Annotated in this window: 12 protein-coding genes; 3 read left to right on the top strand and 9 right to left on the bottom strand. The window is 68.3% G+C overall.

The window, feature by feature from the left end; translation table 11 throughout:
* Nucleotides 1-52: 52 nt before the first annotated feature.
* The 5 genes from HWX87_RS26550 to HWX87_RS26530 all read right to left on the bottom strand — a co-directional run bounded on the left by HWX87_RS26550 (nucleotide 53) and on the right by HWX87_RS26530 (nucleotide 5,709).
* Nucleotides 53-1,642 carry an ABC transporter substrate-binding protein gene (locus HWX87_RS26550; protein WP_176050053.1) on the bottom strand — a complete coding sequence of 530 codons (1,590 nt, stop codon included), beginning with the start codon at nucleotides 1,640-1,642 and terminating at the stop codon, nucleotides 53-55.
* 128 nt (nucleotides 1,643-1,770) lie between these two features.
* Nucleotides 1,771-2,103, bottom strand: coding sequence for a sugar ABC transporter ATPase (locus HWX87_RS26545; RefSeq protein WP_176050052.1), 333 nt, complete (start codon nucleotides 2,101-2,103; stop codon nucleotides 1,771-1,773).
* Nucleotides 2,104-2,358: 255 nt separating this feature from the next.
* Nucleotides 2,359-2,688 (bottom strand): hypothetical protein, encoded by a 330-nt coding sequence (locus HWX87_RS26540; RefSeq protein ID WP_176050051.1) that lies wholly within the window; start codon nucleotides 2,686-2,688, stop codon nucleotides 2,359-2,361.
* Between the two features lie 151 nt (nucleotides 2,689-2,839).
* Nucleotides 2,840-4,399: a DHA2 family efflux MFS transporter permease subunit gene (locus HWX87_RS26535; protein ID WP_176050050.1), complete on the bottom strand. Its 1,560-nt coding sequence runs from the start codon at nucleotides 4,397-4,399 to the stop codon at nucleotides 2,840-2,842.
* A 407-nt stretch (nucleotides 4,400-4,806) separates the two neighbouring features.
* Nucleotides 4,807-5,709: a LysR family transcriptional regulator gene (locus HWX87_RS26530; protein WP_176050049.1), complete on the bottom strand. Its 903-nt coding sequence runs from the start codon at nucleotides 5,707-5,709 to the stop codon at nucleotides 4,807-4,809.
* 146 nt (nucleotides 5,710-5,855) lie between these two features.
* Here HWX87_RS26530 and HWX87_RS26525 point away from each other — a divergent pair, with 146 nt between their 5' ends.
* The gene (locus HWX87_RS26525; protein ID WP_176050048.1) at nucleotides 5,856-7,886 is read left to right on the top strand and encodes an FUSC family protein; all 2,031 of its coding nucleotides are present in this window, start codon (nucleotides 5,856-5,858) and stop codon (nucleotides 7,884-7,886) included.
* A gap of 5 nt (nucleotides 7,887-7,891) precedes the next feature.
* On the opposite strand, the gene HWX87_RS26520 is transcribed toward HWX87_RS26525, so the two are convergent.
* Together HWX87_RS26520 and HWX87_RS26515 are read right to left on the bottom strand one after the other, a co-directional pair.
* Nucleotides 7,892-8,812 (bottom strand): bestrophin family ion channel, encoded by a 921-nt coding sequence (locus tag HWX87_RS26520; RefSeq protein ID WP_176050047.1) that lies wholly within the window; start codon nucleotides 8,810-8,812, stop codon nucleotides 7,892-7,894.
* A gap of 12 nt (nucleotides 8,813-8,824) precedes the next feature.
* Nucleotides 8,825-11,149 carry an FdhF/YdeP family oxidoreductase gene (locus tag HWX87_RS26515; protein WP_176050046.1) on the bottom strand — a complete coding sequence of 775 codons (2,325 nt, stop codon included), beginning with the start codon at nucleotides 11,147-11,149 and terminating at the stop codon, nucleotides 8,825-8,827.
* Between the two features lie 155 nt (nucleotides 11,150-11,304).
* On the opposite strand from HWX87_RS26515, the gene HWX87_RS26510 reads away from it, so the two are divergent.
* Nucleotides 11,305-12,726: a PLP-dependent aminotransferase family protein gene (locus tag HWX87_RS26510; RefSeq protein ID WP_176050045.1), complete on the top strand. Its 1,422-nt coding sequence runs from the start codon at nucleotides 11,305-11,307 to the stop codon at nucleotides 12,724-12,726.
* Nucleotides 12,727-12,783: 57 nt separating this feature from the next.
* On the opposite strand, the gene HWX87_RS26505 is transcribed toward HWX87_RS26510, so the two are convergent.
* On the bottom strand, nucleotides 12,784-14,025 hold the full coding sequence (locus tag HWX87_RS26505) for a mechanosensitive ion channel family protein (protein WP_176050044.1): 1,242 nt from the start codon (nucleotides 14,023-14,025) through the stop codon (nucleotides 12,784-12,786).
* A gap of 494 nt (nucleotides 14,026-14,519) precedes the next feature.
* Here HWX87_RS26505 and HWX87_RS26500 point away from each other — a divergent pair, with 494 nt between their 5' ends.
* Nucleotides 14,520-16,238 carry a SulP family inorganic anion transporter gene (locus HWX87_RS26500; protein WP_176050043.1) on the top strand — a complete coding sequence of 573 codons (1,719 nt, stop codon included), beginning with the start codon at nucleotides 14,520-14,522 and terminating at the stop codon, nucleotides 16,236-16,238.
* A 185-nt stretch (nucleotides 16,239-16,423) separates the two neighbouring features.
* On the opposite strand, the gene HWX87_RS26495 is transcribed toward HWX87_RS26500, so the two are convergent.
* Nucleotides 16,424-17,290 (bottom strand): LysR substrate-binding domain-containing protein, encoded by an 867-nt coding sequence (locus tag HWX87_RS26495; RefSeq protein ID WP_176050042.1) that lies wholly within the window; start codon nucleotides 17,288-17,290, stop codon nucleotides 16,424-16,426.
* Nucleotides 17,291-17,430: the final 140 nt, after the last annotated feature.

The following is a 17,430-nucleotide window of genomic DNA, read 5'->3' as shown; positions in this document are numbered from 1 at the left end:
CCGGCGGCGATTACCCGCGCACCGGCAGGGCCACGCGCGCGGGCCGCCGCGATTACTTCGCGAGCGTCCGGTATGACACGAGGTCGTTGATCGGCCCGATCTCCGGCCCGGTCGCGCCGGGGCGCGTCGCAACCTGCACGACCTTCTCGAACATGATGATGAACGGCGAGTTCGCGAGCACGGCCTTCTGCAGCGCTTCGTAACGCTGCGCGCGCTTCGCGGGCGACGGCTCGACGAGCGCTGCCTCGGTGTCCTTCGTCAGTTGCGGAATGTCCCAGCTGTTGCGCCACGCGAGCATCTTGGTCGGCGATTGGTCCGAGTTGTCCGGATTCCACGCGAAGCCGCGCGCGTTGCTGTTCGGGTCCATGTAGTCGGGCGACCATTCGCCGATGAAGATGTCGTGCTGGCGCGCGCGGTACTTGCCGATCGCCTGCTTCGCATCGCCGGGGATCAGCTTCACGCGGATGCCGCCTTGCGCGAAGTTCGCCTGCAGCGCCTGCGCGATCTCGAGGTACGGATAGTCGTTCGGCATGTCCATCGTCACGTCGAAGCCGTTCGGCAAACCGGCCTTCGCGAGCAGCGCCTTCGCCTTCGCGACGTCCTGCTTGTACGGTCGCGCGTTCGATGCGCCGAGGAAGCCTTCGGGCAGGAAGGTCTGATGCACCTTGTAGGTCGTGCTGACGATGTTGCGCTGGATGCCGTCGTAGTCGACCAGCCATTTCATCGCCTGCTGCACTTCAGGCTTCGCGAGGTTCGGGTTCTTCGTGTTCAGGCTCAGGTACAGCAGCGCCGATACCGGCCACGACGCGACCTTGATCTTGCCGGCCTTCGTCAGCGCGGCGAGGCTGTCGGGGCTCAGGTTGCGCGCGGCGTCGGCGTCGCCGTTCTCCAGCAGCAGCCGCTGCGCGGACGCTTCGGGCACGTGGCGCAGCACGACGCGCTTCATCGGGTAGGGCGTGCGGTATTTCTCGAAGCGCTGCAGCACGATGGTCTCGTTCGGCGTCCACTTGACGAGCTGGTACGGACCCGAGCCCGCGTCGTTGGTCCGCAGCCACGCGCTGCCGAAATCGTTGCCCTGCTGGTGCGACAGCAGCAGCTTCTTGTCGAACACCGATGCCGGGCAGGCGCTCAGCACGTTGAGCACGAAGCTCGGCGCGTACTTGCGGTCGGTTTCGAGCACGACGGTTTGCGGATCGACCACGCGCACCTTCTGCATCACGTTTGCCTTCGTGAGGCCGAGGTCGGCGAGCACGCCGGCCGGCCCCTTGTCGAGCAGGATGGTGCGCTGCAGCGACCACGCGACGTCGTCGGCGGTCACCGGGTTGCCGGAATGGAACGTGAGGCCGGGGCGCAGCTTGAACGTGTAGGTCGTGCCGTCGGAGCCGACCGTCCACGATTGCGCGATCTGCCCGTCGAAGCGCGTCGGGTCCTTCAGGTCGACGCGCACCAGCCGTTCGTAGGTGTTCGCCACGTATTCGGACGGCACCAGTTCGTAGATCCCGCTCGGGTCGAGGGTCGTGAATTCGCCGAGTTGCGTGGCGACGACGAAGATGCCGGGCGGCGTGGCAGCCTGCGCCGGCAGCGCCGGAACAAGCGCGACGAGCGCGGCGCTGACGAACAGCCGGGACAGCAGGTGCTTCATGCGGGCTCCTTCGAAAGGGAATCGTGGGTGCGATTCTCTCATCGACGGCCACCCGGATGAAAATATTCGGCGTGCGCGCGGTGCGGCGCGCAGCGGTGGGCCGGGCGGGCGCCCGGCGCCGGCAGGGATCAGATCACGCAGCGCGCGATCGCGAAGCGCATCGCTTCTTCGGCCGGCTCGCTGCCCGAGCCGCGCACGACCTTGACGACCGAGCCGTTGCCCGACGGTGTCAGCGTGACGAAGTACGAATTCGAGCCGACCGAGATGTCGGTCACGCCGTTGTGCTGCGATTGTTCGGTGCCCGACAGGCGGCTGTCGAGGCAGTTCGCGATCGCGTAGGCCGGACGTTGCGACGATACGTAGATCATCGGCGCGGCGCCCGACGAGGCCGAGTCGGACGAGGGAGCGGAGCCGCAGGCGGCGAGCAGGGCGGCGGGAAGGAGCAGCAGGAATCGTTTCATGGTCGGTCGTCGGGTGTCTCGTATCGAGGCTGGGGCGCGGGGTAGGCGAAACGCGAAGCTTCGCGACGAAACCGCCCGGAATCGGGCCGTTTTTGACGGGCGACGATGCGACAGGCGGCTGACGACGGAGTATACCCGTGGCATCTGACGCCGTTGGCGCGTTGAAACGATTCGATACAACAAGCACCCGCTACCGCATCGCGGCAGCGGGCGTTTCAGGTCGTGGCGAATGGGCGCTTGCCGGTGTTGTCGGTGTTATTGGCCGATCTTGTTGCTGACCGCATTTTCCTGCTGGTTCAGCACGTGCTTTTCGCTCTTCGTGATGTGGCTGTGATCCTGCGCAGCCATGTCCCGCTCTTCCCGGCGGATCTGGTGGTCGTCACGGTGCAGGCGCGCGGCCTGGGCGTGCGACATCTCGCCTTCCTTCACTTCGTGATGGATGCGGCGATTCTGGTTGGCGAGACGCTGGTTGACCTCTTCGCGGCGCGGATGCGCCTGCTGCCACGGCGTGTCGGCGAATGCGGTGCCGGTCAGCACCGACATCAGGGTGGCGGCGATCGCGATGTGGCGGGTAAGGGCTCGCATGGTGGTTTCTCCTGTCGTTGCGCGTCCGGATCGTGGGCGCATGACGAAAAAACGCGGGGCGGGCGCCGGCTGTTGACGTTTCCGCCTGTATCGATTGCAAGTCTTTATTACGGCCGCCGCGGCGCGCGGCACGCGCCGCGGCGGGTCCGGATCAGTGCGCGCCGGCCGCCGCCGCATCGGCGTCGCCGCCGCCCGAGCGCGACGGTTTCGTGATCCAGATCAGCGGGATGATCGCGATGAAGATGATCGCCGACACGTAGAAGATGTCGTTCAACCCCATCACGGCCGCCTGCGAATCGACCGATGCGTTGAAGAGCCCGAGCGCCGAATCGGGGCTCAGGTGCAGCAGCGAACGCGTCGCGTCGACCTGCTGCGTGAAGACCGGATTAGTGACGCTGGCCTGTTCGGTGAGCCGCACGTGATGCAGGATCGTGCGGTCGTTCCACGCATTGCTGATCAGCGACGTGCCCACCGCGCCGCAGAACGTGCGGCCGAAATTCGACAGGCCGGCCGCGGCCGGGATCTTTTCGGGCGGCAGGCCGGACAGGATGATCGACGTCAGCGGCACGAAGAACATCGCCATCGGAATGCCTTGCAGCAGTGTCGGCAGCACGAGGTCCCAGCGCGACACGTCGGTGTAGAACGTCGTGCGCATCATGAACACGACCGCGAAGCCGACGAACGCGAGCGTCGCGATATAGCGCGGGTCGGTGCGTGGCAGCAGGCGCCCCATGACCGGCGTGAGCAGGACCGCGAACAACCCGAGCGGCGCGGTCGCGAGCCCCGAATCGACCGCGCGGTAGCCGAGATAGCCCTGCATCCATTGCGGCAGCAGCACGAGCGTGCCGAAGAACATCCCGTACGCGACCGAGATCGCGATCGTGCCGCCCGCGAAGTTGCGCTGCGTGAAGAGCCGCAAGTCGACGATCGGGTTGGCCTCGTGCAGCTCCCACACGAGGAAGAACGCGAAGCCGATCAGCGCGACGATGCCGAGCGCGACGACGACGGGCGAGTTGAACCAGTCGAGATCCTTGCCCTTGTCGAGCATGATCTGCAGCGACGCGACCCACAGCACGAGCAACAGCAGGCCGACCGTGTCGATCGGCAGGCGGCGCGTGGCCGATTCGCGGTCGCGGAACACGATCCACGTGACGGCCGCCGCAAAGAAGCCCACCGGAATGTTGATGTAGAAGATCCACGACCAGTTGTAGTCGTATGTGATCCAGCCGCCGAGCGACGGCCCGGCGATCGGGCCGACGAGCGCCGTCATCGACCACAGCGCGAGCGCGCTCGACGATTTCTGCCGTGGCCACGCGCCGAGCAGCAGCGCCTGCGACAGCGGCGCGAGCGGCCCCGCGACCGCGCCCTGCAGGATCCGCGCGGCGAGCAGTGTCGGCAGGTTCGGCGCGATCCCGCACAGCCACGACGCGAACACGAACAGCAGGATCGACGTGACGAACAGGCGCACCTGGCCGAAGCGCTGCGTGAGCCAGCCGGTCAGCGGAATCGATACCGCGTTCGCGGCCGCGAAGATCGTGATCACCCACGTGCCTTCGTCGACCGACACGCCGAGGTCGCCCGAGATCGTCGGGATCGCGACGTTTGCGATCGACGAGTCGAGTACGTTCATGAACATGGCGAGCGATACCGCGATCGTGCCGATCGCGAGCTTGCCGCCCGACAGCGGCGCCTGGGGTGACGGAGATGACATGGTGTTCCTGCGTGATGAAAGGGGGCCGGGCGGCGTGCGCGGGCAGTCGCGCACGCGCACGCGCGCGACGCCCGCGCGGGCGGTCCGCGATGCGGACGGACACGCACCACGCGCGGGCGGCCCGGCAAACGGGGCCGTCCGCGCGCAGCGTGCGGTTCAGGCGTTCAATCGGTTCGGCGAAGCCGTGGCGGGCTTCGGGACGCGGGCAGGCCGGTCAGGAAGGCGCGACGCGCGTGACGCGTCGGCGGGCGGCAGGCACGTGGCCGCCGTAGCGTGCGTGGTGATTTTTCATGGGCACAGGCTAACGACGCGACGAGCGCCGATCAACGCTTGCGCGCTCATTAATTCCTTTCGTGCGCCGCAATAATGCAGCCGACGCGCATCGACGGCCGGTCGCGCGGCGCCGGTTACGGCGCGGTCCGCCACGCGGTGAAGACGTCCGTCAGGAATTCGACGAATGCGCGCACCTTGCTGTCGAGCGTCGCGCGCTTCGGGTAGAGCGCGTGCAGCTCGACGTCGTCGGTGCGGTGCCAGTCGGGCAGTACGATCTCGAGTTCGTTGTTCGCGAGCCGCCGCGTGGTGAAGTGCGTGGAGATCAGCGCGATGCCGCCGCCGCTCGCGGCCTGACGCAGCACCGTGACCGACTCGTTCGAGATCAGCACGGGCCGCACCGGCACGTCGGCGACGTCGCCGGCCGCGTTGGTGAGGCGCAGCGTCAGGCCGGGCGTGTCGCGGCCGACGAACAGGATGTCGTGATCGGCGAGATCCTGCGGCGTCCGCGGCCGTCCGACGCGGTCGAGATAGTGCGGGCTGGCCGCGAGCTTCGCGTGCGACCAGCCGAGCGAGCGCGCGACGTAGCCGGAATCGGTCAGCACGCCGGTGCGCAGCGCGACGTCGAAGCCGTGCTCGACGAGGTCGAGCGCGCTGTTGTCGTAGATCAGCACGAGCTGGACCAGCGGGTAGCGCCGGCGAAACTCGGCGAGCGCCGGCTCCAGTTCCAGCAGGCCGATCGCGTAGGGCACCAGCACGCGAAGCGTGCCTTCGGGCTCGGTGCGCAGCGCGCGTGCCTGGCGGTCGGCGTCGAGCAGGATTTCCTCGGCGCGCAGGCAGCGCTCGTAATAGTCGCGCCCGGCTTCGGTGACGGACACGCGGCGCGTCGTGCGGTACAGCAGCTGGACGCCGAGGTCGTCCTCGAGCTGCCTGACCTTGCGGCTCACGCGGCTGAGCGGCATGTCGAGTTGCGTGGCGGCGGCGGTGAAGCTGCCGCGTTCCACCACGCGCAAGAATATCCGGATGCTTTCGAGGTCCATACAGGGCATTTCAGGGTTCGACCTGCGCGCATCTTACCGTCGCGCGCCGGATCGCAGCGGGTCGGGCCGATTATCCTGCCCGGTGCAATAACGCATCCCGTCGCCGCCCCGTAGTGGCGGCCGGCGCGCGACCGTATGCTCGCCGGATGAAATTCGCCTTCCCCAGCGTGCCGCCGCTCGCGGCCGTCCGGGCCGCGCTGAGCGATGCGCGCCCGACGTTGCCGCCCGGCGCGCTCGCGTTCGCGCTGCGCAACACGGCCGCGTCGTTGCTCGCGCTCTATATTGCGTTCCGGATGAATCTCGACGATCCGAAATGGGCCGCGTCGACCGTGTGGATCGTCGCGCAGAGTAGCCGCGGGATGGGGCTGTCGAAGAGCCAGTACCGGATTCTCGGCACTGCGGTCGGCGCGGCCGTCGCGCTCGCGCTGACCGGCGCGTTCGCGCAGACGCCCGAGCTGTTCCTGCCGGCGCTCGCCGCCTGGATCGGGCTGTGCGCGGGCGTCGCGACGTTCCAGCGGAATTTCCGCGCGTATGCGGCGGTGCTTGCCGGCTATACGGCCGCGATCATCGCGATGGATGCGGTATCGGCGCCGCTGCACGCGTTCGACATCGCGGTCGCGCGGTTCCTGTACGTGGTGGTCGGCATCCTGTGCGGCGCGCTGTTCGAAACCGTCTTCTCGCCGGGTACGCCGCTGCGCGATGTCCGGACGCGGCTCGCGCGCTATCTCGACCGTGCGGTGGCCGTCGGCGCGGGCGCGCTGCGCCGCGAGCCGAACGGGACGGCCGTGCACCGCCTGTTTGCGGATGCGCTCGAACTCGACACGGCGGCCGAATATGCGGCGGCAGGCGCACCGCCGGTGCGCAACGCGATCGGCCATCTGCGCGCGGCGGCGCTCGGCGTGCTCACCGCGCAGGCCGCCGGACAGGCGATCCGCGAGCATGCGGCGCGCGCCGGCGATGCGACGGATCCGCTGGTCGACGAGGTCGCGCGCGTGCTCGAGGGTGGCGCCGCTTCGGGCGATGCAGGCGACGAGATCGCGGCGCTGCGTGCGCGCGTGGACGCAGCGCTGCACGCCGAGGCAGCCGCGCAGCGCGGCCCGGACACGTCGCGCCTGCTCACGCTCGACCGGCTGGCGGCGCTGCTCGGCGGGTTCGAGCGCGCGTTCGCGAGCCAGGCGCTGCTCGACCGGCCGGAGCCGCCGCCTTCGCGCGTGCGCTACGCGTTCCACCACGATCCGGTGCTCGCGTGGCACAACGGTGTCCGCGCGTTCATCGCGGTGCTGGCCGCGTCGGCGATCTGGATCGTCACCGCGTGGCCGTCGGGTGCCGGCTTCGTTGCGATCACCGCCGTGGTCGGCGCGCTGTTCTCGACGCGGCCGAACTCGGTGCGCGCGGCCGTCGGCTTCCTGAAAGGCACGGCATGCGCGGCGGTCGCGGGCGTCGTCTGCAACTTCATCCTGCTGCCCGCGGTGTCGGGCTTCGAGATGCTCGCGTACATTCTCGGCGTGTTCCTGGTCGCCAACGGCATCGCGATGCGTCATCCGCGCACGGCCGCGATGGGCAGCGCATTCGCGATCTTCTTCTGGAATTTCACGTCGCCGGACAATACCGCGCGCATCGGCGACGCCGCGTTCCTGAACAGCGCGCTCGCCACGATGCTCGGCATCGCGTTCGGCGCGCTGATCTTCGCGCTGGTGTTTCCCGGCGATCCCGGCACGAGCCGGCAGCGGTTGCATCGTGCGGTGCGCCGCGACCTGGCCGACATCGCACGCGACCCGCGCGCGTGGCCGGAGAGCGTGTGGCTGAGCCGGACGGCCGACCGTCTCGCGCGCGAACTCGGCTTCGCGGGCAGCCTGCCGCAGACGCTGATCGAGCGCGACATGAGCGACCTGCTCGCGATCTGGGGAATCGGCGACAGCCTGCTGTCGCTCGCCGGACTGGCATCGCGCGAGCCGGCCGCACGCCGTGCGGTGGCCGTGGTGCGAGGGCGAGTCGCGCGGGCGGAATTCGCGCAGCTCGATCGGACCTGCGACGCGGCGGCGCGCGTGCTGCGGCGGCGCGCGGCCGTTCTCGACGGCGACGACGCGAACGCGTTGCTGCGCGGCGTCGTGCTGTTGCGGCGGATCGCCGACGCAGCCGCCGAACATGGCCGCTTCCTGCGCGGCCGCAGCGACTGAGCGGTTCAGGTGAGGCGGTACGCGCGGCCGGGCGTCACTTCGGCCGGCAGCGGCTCGCGGTTCAGTTCGAGCAGCGTGCGCTCGATCTGCCGCGTCATCGCATCGAGCGCGAGATGGTTCGGCCCGTCACCGAACGGCTCGGCGATCGCATGCGCGATCGCGTCGAGTGCGATCAGCGTATAGGCGACGAAGACGGTGACGAATGGCGTCGCCGCGCCGATCGAGTCGACGAGGCCGAACGGCAGCAGCACGCAGTACGCATAGATGGTCCGGTGCAGCAGCACGTCGTATGAAAACGGGATCGGCGTCGACGCGATCCGTTCGCAGCCGCTCACCATCGACACGAGATCGTCGAGGCGCGCATCGAGCATCCACAGGCGTGTGTCCGCGAGGCGGCCCGCATCGGCGCGTGCGGCGAATGCTTCGCGCAGCGCGTGCACGATGACGACCGGGCGGAACCGCGAACCGGAGATGCGCGCGTAGGCGGCCTCGTCGAGCAGCCCGCGCAGATCGGCGGCCGGATCGGTGCCGCGCAGTTGATGCTTGAGCGCATAAACGAACGCGACGACCGTGCGCACGAAGGCGCGCCGCGACGCGTCGTCACGGTCGACCGCGCCGTAGCAGAGTGCCTGCGAGACCAGCGTGCGCGTGGCGGTCAGTACGCCGCCCCACAATTGCCGGCCCTCGCGGTAGCGTTCGTAGCTCGCGTTGTTGCGAAACCCGGCGAAGATCGCCAGCGTGAGCCCGATCAGCGTGAACGGCGTCGGGTTCAGCGGCACCTTCTCGCCGAGCACGCGGCCGCCGCCCCATACCGCGACGAGGCTGATCGCGAGCGTCAGCACGAGCTGCGGCAGGATGGTCGGCAGCACCGAGCCGTTCCAGACCAGCAGCATCCGCAGCCAGTGCTCGCGCGGACGAACGATCATCGTCGCGCTCCGTCAGGCGGCGATCGACGCCGGCGCGGCCGCGCGATGCAGCAGCACGGGCACCGACTTCGACGTCGGCGTGTTGCACACGTCGCCGACGCTGTCGAGCGGCACGAGCGGGTTGGTTTCCGGGTAGTACGCGCCGATGCAGCCGCGCGGGATGTCGTACTCGACCAGCAGGAAGCCGTTTGCGCGCCGCTCGATGCCGTCGTGCCACACGGTTTCCATGTCGACCCATTCGCCGGCCTGCAGGCCGAGCATCGCGAGATCGTCGCGGTTGGCGAACACCACGCGGCGCTGGCCGAACACGCCGCGATAGCGGTCGTCGAGCCCGTAGACGGTCGTGTTGTACTGGTCGTGCGAGCGCGTCGTCATCAGCGTCATCAGCCGTTCGCCGTGCAGCGCGCGGGCGCGCTGGATCGGCGTGTCGGTCGGCAATGCGTGCGCGATGAAGTTCGCCTTGCCCGTCGGCGTGAGCCACTCGCGGTCGCGCGACGCGACGCGCAGGTGGAAGCCGCCCGGCCGCGCGATGCGCGTGTTGTAGTCGTAGAAGCCGTCGAGCGTCGCCTCGATCGCGTCGCGGATCTTCGCGTAGTCGTCCTTGTACGCGAGCCAGTCGATCTTGCCGCTGCCGAACAGCGCATGGCCCATGTGCGCGACGATGGCAGGCTCCGACATCAGGTTCGGCGACGCCGGCTTGTTCATCCCGTACGACACGTGAACCATGCTCATCGAATCCTCGACCGTCACGCCTTGCGCGACGTTGTCCTGCAGGTCGATCTCGGTGCGGCCGAGCGTCGGCAGGATCAGCGCGTCGCGGCCGTGGATCAGGTGGCTGCGGTTCAGCTTGGTCGTGATGTGCACCGACAGGTCGCAGCGGCGCATGCCTTCCCACGTGCGCGGCGTGTCGGGCGTCGCCATCGCGAAGTTGCCGCCGAGGCCGATCAGCACCTTTACGTGGCCTTCGAGCATCCCTTCGATCGTCTCGACGACGTCGAGGCCGTGGTGGCGCGGCGGTTCGAAGTCGAACACGTGGCCGAGGCGGTCGAGGAACGCCTGCGACGGCTTTTCCTCGATGCCGACCGTGCGGTTGCCCTGCACGTTCGAGTGCCCGCGCACCGGGCACAGGCCCGCGCCGGGGCGGCCGATGTTGCCGCGCATCAGCATCAGGTTGGTCAGCATCTGCACGGTCGCGACCGAATGCTTGTGCTGCGTGATGCCCATGCCCCACGTCGCGATCACGCGTTCGCTGCGCGCATAGAGCTGCGCGAGGCTGTCGATCTGCTCGTACGGCACGCCGCTTTCGGCGGTCAGCGCGGACCAGCTTTCGTTGCGAAGATCGTCGGCGAACGCGTCGAAACCGGCCGTGTGCTCGCCGATGAACGCGGTGTCGAGCACGCGCGGCGCACCGGCGGCGCGCGCGGCATCGTCGAGTTCGAGCACGCGCTTCGCCATTCCCTTGATCAGCGCGAAATCGCCGCCGATCGTCGGCTGGATGAACGTCGACGCGATCTTCGTGCCCGACATCGTCAGCATCTCGATGGGGCTTTGCGGATCGGCGAAGCGTTCGAGGCCGCGCTCCTTCAGCGGGTTGATCGACACGATCGTCGCGCCGCGCTTCGCGCATTCGCGCAGCTCGCCCATCATCCGCGGGTGGTTGGTCGCGGGGTTCTGGCCGAAGATCAGCAGCGTGTCGGCGTGCTCGAAATCGTCGAGCGTGACGGTGCCCTTGCCGACGCCGACCGAGGCCGGCAGCCCGCGGCTCGTCGCCTCGTGACACATGTTCGAGCAGTCGGGGAAGTTGTTCGTGCCGTACAGGCGCACCAGCAACTGGTACAGGAACGCCGCTTCGTTGCTCGCGCGCCCGGACGTGTAGAACGCGGCCTGGTTCGGGTCGGGCAGCGCGCGCAGGTGGCGCGCGATCAGTTCGAACGCGTCGTCCCATGCGATCGGCACGTAGCGGTCGGTTTGCGCGTCGTACGCCATCGGGTCGGTGAGGCGGCCGTGCTGTTCGAGTTCGAAATCCGACTGTTCGAGCAGCTCGGTGACCGTGTGCGCGGCGAAGAATTCGGGCGTCACGCGCTTGCTCGTCGCTTCGGCGGCCACGGCCTTCACGCCGTTTTCGCAGAATTCGAACGTCGATGCGTGCTGGCGGTCGGGCCACGCGCAGCCGGGGCAGTCGAAGCCGTCCGGCTGGTTCTGGCGCAGCAGCGTACGGTAGTTGCCGCCGGCGACCTTTTCCTTGATCAGGTTGATCGTGACGGCTTTCAGCGCGCCCCAGCCGGCGGCCGGGTGGGTGTACGGTTCGATGCGCGCGGTGGCGGATTTCTTTTTCATGATGCAGCGGGTGTCGGGGTCGATGGCTGCAGAGTACGCGCGGCACCCGTCCGGCTGTGTGTACACCTGTTCACTTCAAAAAAGAGTACAGTTGCGGCCATTCATACAGTGCGGATCGCAACTGTGTTGTTGAAGGGAAGTTGAAAGGGAGGCGCGTGAAGCGTTACGAACAACTGGCCGACGATCTCCAGGCGCAGATCGAGCGTGGCGTGTACCGGCCGGGCGAGCGGATTCCGTCGGTGCGGCAGGCGAGCCGGCAGCAGCAGCTCAGCGTCACGACCGTGCTGCGCGCGTACCTCGTGCTGGAAAGCCGCGGCCTGATCGAGAGCCGGCCGCAGTCGGGCTATTTCGTGCGTGCGCGCGCGGCGGCGCCGGCCGAGGCCGAGCTGCACACGTCGGCGCCGACGGCCGAGCCGTCGGCCGTGGACGTGAGCCGGCTCGTGCTGTCGACGCTGCGCTCGATCGCGCGCGACGACGCCGTGCCGCTCGGCTCGCCGTATCCCGACGCATCGCAATTCCCGGTGCAGCGCCTTGCGCGTTATGCGCAGGCGATCGGGCGTCGCCGCACGCGCTGGGGCGTGATCGACGACCTGCCGCCCGGCAACCAGGAGCTGATCCGCCAGATCGCGCGGCGCTACGCGGAACGCGGGATCGCGGTCGAGCCGGGCGAGATCGTGATGACGATCGGCGCGACCGAGGCGATCAACCTGTGCCTGCAGGCCGTCGCGAAGCCGGGCGACACGATCGCCGTCGAATCGCCGACGTTCTACGCGATGCTGCACGCGATCGAGCGGATGGGCATGCGCGCGCTGGAAGTCGCGACGCACCCGGGCGACGGCATCGATCTCGACGCGCTCGAACAGATTCTCGAACGCGAGCGCATCGCCGCGTGCATGGTGATGCCGAACTTCCAGAATCCGCTCGGCTTCCAGATGCCCGATGCGCGCAAGCGCGCGCTCGTCGAGCTGCTGGCGAAGCACGGCGTGCCGGCGATCGAGAGCGACGTCTATCACGAGCTGCATTTCGGCGACACGACGCCGAGCGCGCTGAAATCATTCGACCGCGACGGTCTCGTGCTGCATTGCGCGTCGTTCACGAAGAGCCTGTCGCCACGCTACCGGATCGGCTGGGCGATGCCGGGCCGCTACCGCGACCAGGTCGAGAAGCTGAAATTCCTGAACACGCTCGCGACGCCCGCGATCGAGCAACTGGCGATCGCCGAGTACCTGAAATACGACGGCTACGATTTCCACCTGCGGCGCATGCGCAAGCAATACGCGCAGCAGGCGAGCCTGATGAGCGCGATGGTGCGGCGCTTCTTTCCGGAAGGTACGCGGCTGTCGCAGCCGCAGGGCGGGTACGTGCTGTGGGTCGAGCTGCCGCCGCAGGTCGATGCGATGAAGCTGTACACGCTCGCGCTCGCGCAGCGGATCACGGTCGGGCCGGGCCACATGTTCTCGGCGGGCACCGATTACCGGCATTTCATCCGGCTCAACTACAGCTATCCGTGGTCGCGGCAGATCGAGGAAGCATTGAAGGTGCTCGGGCGGCTCGCATCGGAGTGCGCGGCGCGGTAAATGCGGCCGCGCGCGACGGCAGGCGGCGGCCGGTGGGCGGCCGCCGTGTGACATGCGTCAACCCGCGCGCGGCGCCTGCAGCCCGGCTTGCGCTGCGCCGGCCATCTGCCGCATGTCGAAGCCCGACGGGTGCTGGTACACGCGCAGCCCGAACTCCGGGAGCACCGCGATCAGGTGATCGAACAGGTCGGACTGGATGGTTTCGTAGTCGACCCACGATGTCGTATCGGTGAAGCAGTACAGTTCGAGCGGAATGCCTTCGGCCGTGAGCGGCAGCTGCCGCGCCATGCAGGTCATGTCGCGGCGGATGCGCGGATGACCCTTCAGGTAGTTCGCGACATACGCGCGGAACGTGCCGAGATTGGTCAGCTGGCGGCGGTTCGCCGGGCAGTCGCCGGCCGCGCCGAGCGTGCCGTTCCATTGCTCGATCGCGTCGACCTTGTCCTCGAGATAGTCCTTCAGCAGCGTCAGGCGTTCGAGCCGTTCGATTTCGTCGTTCGACAGAAAACGCACGCTCGTCGCGTCGACGAACAGCGCGCGCTTGATGCGGCGCCCGCCCGCTTCGGTCATCCCGCGCCAGTTCTGGTAGCTCTCGGTGATCAGCTTCCACGTCGGCACCGTGATGATCGTGTGATCGAAGTTCGCGACCTTGACGGTGTTCAGCGTGATGTCGATGACGGTACCGTCCGCGCCGGCGGACGGCATCGTGATCCAGTCGCCGATCCGCAGCATGTCGTTCGACGACAGTTGCACGCCGGCGACGAGGCCGAGCAGCGTGTCCTTGAAGATCAGCATCAGCACCGCCGACATCGCGCCGATACCCGACAGCAGCAGGCCGATCTGCTTGCCGGTCGCATCGCCGATCACGACGAGCGCCGCCGTGATGAACATCACGAGCTTGACGAGCTGCATCGCGCCTTTCAGCGACAAGCGCGGCTGGTCGCGTTGATGCGTGCGGTGCGTGTGCTCGAGCGCGGACAGCGTTGCGCTGATCGTCATCGTCACGAGGAACACGATCAGCGCGAACAGCACCTTGTCGGCGGCCTGCGTCGCGCGCTCCGGAATGCCGGGCACCGCGCCGAGCCCGAGCTTGATCACGACGAACGGGACGATGCGGTTCAGCCACTTGAACGCGCCGAACTCGAACAGCGCGTCGTCGACGCGCGTGGCGGACAGTCGTGCGAGCCGCGCGACCACGCGAAACAGCAGGAAATGGACGGCGGCGGTGATCGCGCCGGCAGCGGCGAGCAGGATGAGGATGCCGACGAGCGGCGTCAACCAGGATTCGTTCAGGGTCATAGGGGCGGACAGGGGCCTTCTCGTGCGTTGAATCGGCGCCGCGATGCGGCGCGCGCCCGGTGAAGGGCGCATGAAAGGGACCGTGATTGTGCCATCGGGTTCCGGACGTGTGCGGTGAAGGCGTGTCGAACGGCTCCCGAATCGGCTCACCTTTGTACAGGTGTCCTCTGCATCGTGGTGAGGACGGAAGGTGAGCGCGCGTCACCGCAACTCGGTGTGCGAGCCGGTTGCGCGGAGGCATTGTGCGCATGCCGACGATCGGCTCGAGCCCGTGGCGGCGGGCCTTCGCGCGCCGAAGCGCGTGACCGGCGATCCATGCAATCATGCGGGCGGCGCATGTGTTGTCGGTGCGTCGCTCGCGCAGGCGTGCGACCGATTCGCCCACGGTGAGCGACACGCGACGCCTTCGCGCACTTGCCATGCAAGGCCCGCCCGGGGCACGATGCGCGAACCACTTCGCGAACCCCGTCACTTCGACTTCACGCATTTCACGCATGCAAGATTCCAACGAAAGCCGCCCGTCAGGTGTGCGGCTGCTGAAAGGCATCCTCCCGATCCGCCGGGCAGGCGTCACCCGCGACGTATTCGCGGGCATCTCGCTCGCCTCGATGGATATCCCGCAGGTGCTCGGCTACGCGCGCATCGCCGGGATGCCGGCCGTTACGGGTCTTTATACGGTGTTCCTGCCGCTCATTGCATTCGCGTGCTTCGGCGCATCGCGCCATCTCGTCGTCGCCGCCGACTCCGCGACCGCGACGATCTTCGCGAGCCGGCTGTCGTCGATGGCGCCGGCCGGCAGCGCGGAATATGCGGCGCTGGCCGGCATGGTCGCGCTGCTGACCGGCGCGATGCTGCTGCTCGCGCGCATCTTCAAGCTCGGCTTTCTCGCCGATTTCCTGTCGCGCACGGTGCTGGTCGGCTTTCTCGCCGGCGTCGGCGTCCAGGTGTCGATCGCGATGCTCGGCGACATGCTCGGGCTGGCGGTGCCGTATCCGGCGTCGCGCAGCCTCGCGCAACTCGACTACGTCGTCACGCATCTCGTCCACGCGAACCGGCCGACGTTCGCGCTCGCGGCGCTCGTGGTCGTCGCGATTCTCGCGTGCAAGCGGTTCCTGCCGCACGTGCCGATGCCGATGATCGTCGTCGCGGGAAGCATCGCGGCGAGCAACGTGTTCGGCTTCGCCGCACAGGGCATCGCGGTGCTCGGGCCGGTCGCGGGCGGGTTGCCGCCGCTGCGCTGGCCGTCCGTCACGTGGCAGCAGTTCCTCGATCTCGTGCCGGTCGCCGCCTCGTGTTTCGTGATGATCATCGCGCAGAGCGCGGCCGCCGCGCGCGTCTTCGCGCAGCAGTACGGCGAAGACGTCGACACCAATGCCGACATCCTCGGCCTCGCGGCCGCGAACGCGGCGGCGGCGGTCGGCGGCGCGTTCGTCGTCAACGGCAGCCCGACGCAGACGGCGATGGCCGACGGCGCGGGCGTGCGCAGCCAGATCGGCCATCTCGCGTTCGCGGCCGTCGTGGCCGTCGTGCTGTTGTTCTTCAGCACCTACCTGCAGTATCTGCCGCATGCGGTGCTGGCCGGTATCGTGTTCACGATCGCGCTCGGGCTGATCAACGTGCGCAGCCTCGCGGCGATCCGCAAGGAAAGTCCCGGCGAATTCACGCTCGCGCTCGTGACGGCCACGGCCGTCGTGACCGTCGGCGTCGAACACGGCATCCTGCTGGCCGTTGCGCTGTCGCTGATGCGGCACGTGCGCCACAGCTACCAGCCGCACACGATGGTGCTCGAACCCGTCGCGGGCAACGGGCGGTGGCAGCCGGTGCCCGCGCGGCGCGGTGCGATGACGGCGCCGGGGCTGATCGTCTATCGGTTCGGCTCCGACCTGTTCTTCGCGAACGACCATCTGTTTGCCGGCGAAATCACCGAGCTCGTCGACGCGGCGCCGGTGCCGCCGCGCTGGTTCGTCGTCGATGCGGGGGCGATCACCGATGTCGACTATTCGGCCGCGCGGACGCTGACCGACCTCGTCAAGTCGTTGCACGCGCGCGGGATCGGCGTGCTGTTCGGGCGCGTGAACCGCTACCTGCGCGCGGACATGGATCGTCACGGGATCACCGAGGTCGTCGGCGCGTCGTGCATTTTCGCGACGCTGCATCAGGCGCTGGAGGCGGCCGGCACGACGCCCGCACCGCAGGAGCCGGGCACGGTGTAGCGGGAACGTGCCTTTCCGCCCACATTGCGGCGTCGTGCGTCGCTTGTCCCCCAAGGGGACTTCCTTCGGTGCGTTTGGCACGGCCAAACGGCGCTCCTTACTCCTTGCACGCGTCCCGAAGGAAGTCTCCTTGGGGGACGGGCGGAACGGCACGTTCGCAAGCCCGTTATTCGCGTAAACAGGCCCTAGGCGGCCGTGCGCAGGCGCGCGAAGCCGTTGCGCAGGTAGCGGGCCAGTTCCGTCGCGGCCGGCGTGCGCTGGCCGCGCGGCACATGCAGGTTGATCGAGAAGTTCGGCAGCGCGGGCAGGCCGCTGCCGGCCGGCAGGATGTCGAGGTCGGCCGGCACGGTGGACGCGAGCCAGACGGTCACGGCGAGATCGGAACGCACGGTCGCGGCCGTCGCATCGAAGCTGCCGTTCTCGAACACGGTGCGCCAGGCGCGATCGCAGCCGCGCAACGCGTCGAGCACGGACGGACGGAATGCGCAGGTCTGCGCGACCATCGACACCGGTAGCGGCGTGTTGCGGTGCGCGGTGCCGCCTTTCGCACCGACCCAGACCAGCCGGTCGACGGCGATGCACTCGCCGCGCGACGATCCGGCCGGCGCCTCGGTCAGCGCGACATCGAGGTCGCCCCGCGTGAGCCCGCGCCGCAGTTCCGGCGATGCCGCGCACACGAGCGTGAGCGCGACTTGCGGATGCGCCTGCGCATAGTTCTTCAGGATCGGCGCGAGACAGGTGCCGACCAGATCCTGCGGCGCGCCGAGACGAACGGCGCCTTCAACCGTACCGGCCGTCATGTCGGTGAGCAGCGCATCGTGTACGGCGAGCAGCCGGCGCGCCTGTTCGAGCAGCCGCTCGCCGGCCGCCGTGAGCAGCAGGTTGCGATGCTCGCGGACGAACAGCGGACCGGACAGCGTTTCGAGCCGTGCGACCTGCTGGCTGATCGCGCCTTGCGTCAGGTGCAGCGCGTGGCCGGCCGCCGTCATGCTGCGATGATCGGCGACCGAGACGAATGCGCGCAGCAGCGCGATGTCGAGATTGCGTGCCATGCCTCATATTATGAACACTGATATGACTTCGCGTGTCAATGGGGATCGGTTTTCAGCTTCTCAAGTACATGTCATACGAATTTCCTGAGGGCGACGTAGCAGTAAAACTCGACGGTGGATCACACTGATATTCGCGGGTT

The sequence above is a fragment of the Burkholderia sp. BCC1644 genome, assembly GCF_902833225.1.
Lineage (GTDB): Bacteria > Pseudomonadota > Gammaproteobacteria > Burkholderiales > Burkholderiaceae > Burkholderia.
This window is presented reverse-complemented; position numbering and strand designations above follow the sequence as displayed.

What these genes read in the sequence shown, in the direction of transcription:
- HWX87_RS26535 (WP_176050050.1), bottom strand. Translation starts at nt 4,399, where the DNA reads ATGTCATCTCCGTCACCCCAGGCGCCGCTGTCGGGCGGCAAGCTCGCG.
- HWX87_RS26530 (WP_176050049.1), bottom strand. Translation starts at nt 5,709, where the DNA reads ATGGACCTCGAAAGCATCCGGATATTCTTGCGCGTGGTGGAACGCGGC.
- HWX87_RS26495 (WP_176050042.1), bottom strand. Translation starts at nt 17,290, where the DNA reads ATGGCACGCAATCTCGACATCGCGCTGCTGCGCGCATTCGTCTCGGTC.
- HWX87_RS26545 (WP_176050052.1), bottom strand. Translation starts at nt 2,103, where the DNA reads ATGAAACGATTCCTGCTGCTCCTTCCCGCCGCCCTGCTCGCCGCCTGC.
- HWX87_RS26505 (WP_176050044.1), bottom strand. Translation starts at nt 14,025, where the DNA reads ATGACCCTGAACGAATCCTGGTTGACGCCGCTCGTCGGCATCCTCATC.
- HWX87_RS26500 (WP_176050043.1), top strand. Translation starts at nt 14,520, where the DNA reads ATGCAAGATTCCAACGAAAGCCGCCCGTCAGGTGTGCGGCTGCTGAAA.
- HWX87_RS26550 (WP_176050053.1), bottom strand. Translation starts at nt 1,642, where the DNA reads ATGAAGCACCTGCTGTCCCGGCTGTTCGTCAGCGCCGCGCTCGTCGCG.
- HWX87_RS26520 (WP_176050047.1), bottom strand. Translation starts at nt 8,812, where the DNA reads ATGATCGTTCGTCCGCGCGAGCACTGGCTGCGGATGCTGCTGGTCTGG.
- HWX87_RS26540 (WP_176050051.1), bottom strand. Translation starts at nt 2,688, where the DNA reads ATGCGAGCCCTTACCCGCCACATCGCGATCGCCGCCACCCTGATGTCG.
- HWX87_RS26515 (WP_176050046.1), bottom strand. Translation starts at nt 11,149, where the DNA reads ATGAAAAAGAAATCCGCCACCGCGCGCATCGAACCGTACACCCACCCG.
- HWX87_RS26525 (WP_176050048.1), top strand. Translation starts at nt 5,856, where the DNA reads ATGAAATTCGCCTTCCCCAGCGTGCCGCCGCTCGCGGCCGTCCGGGCC.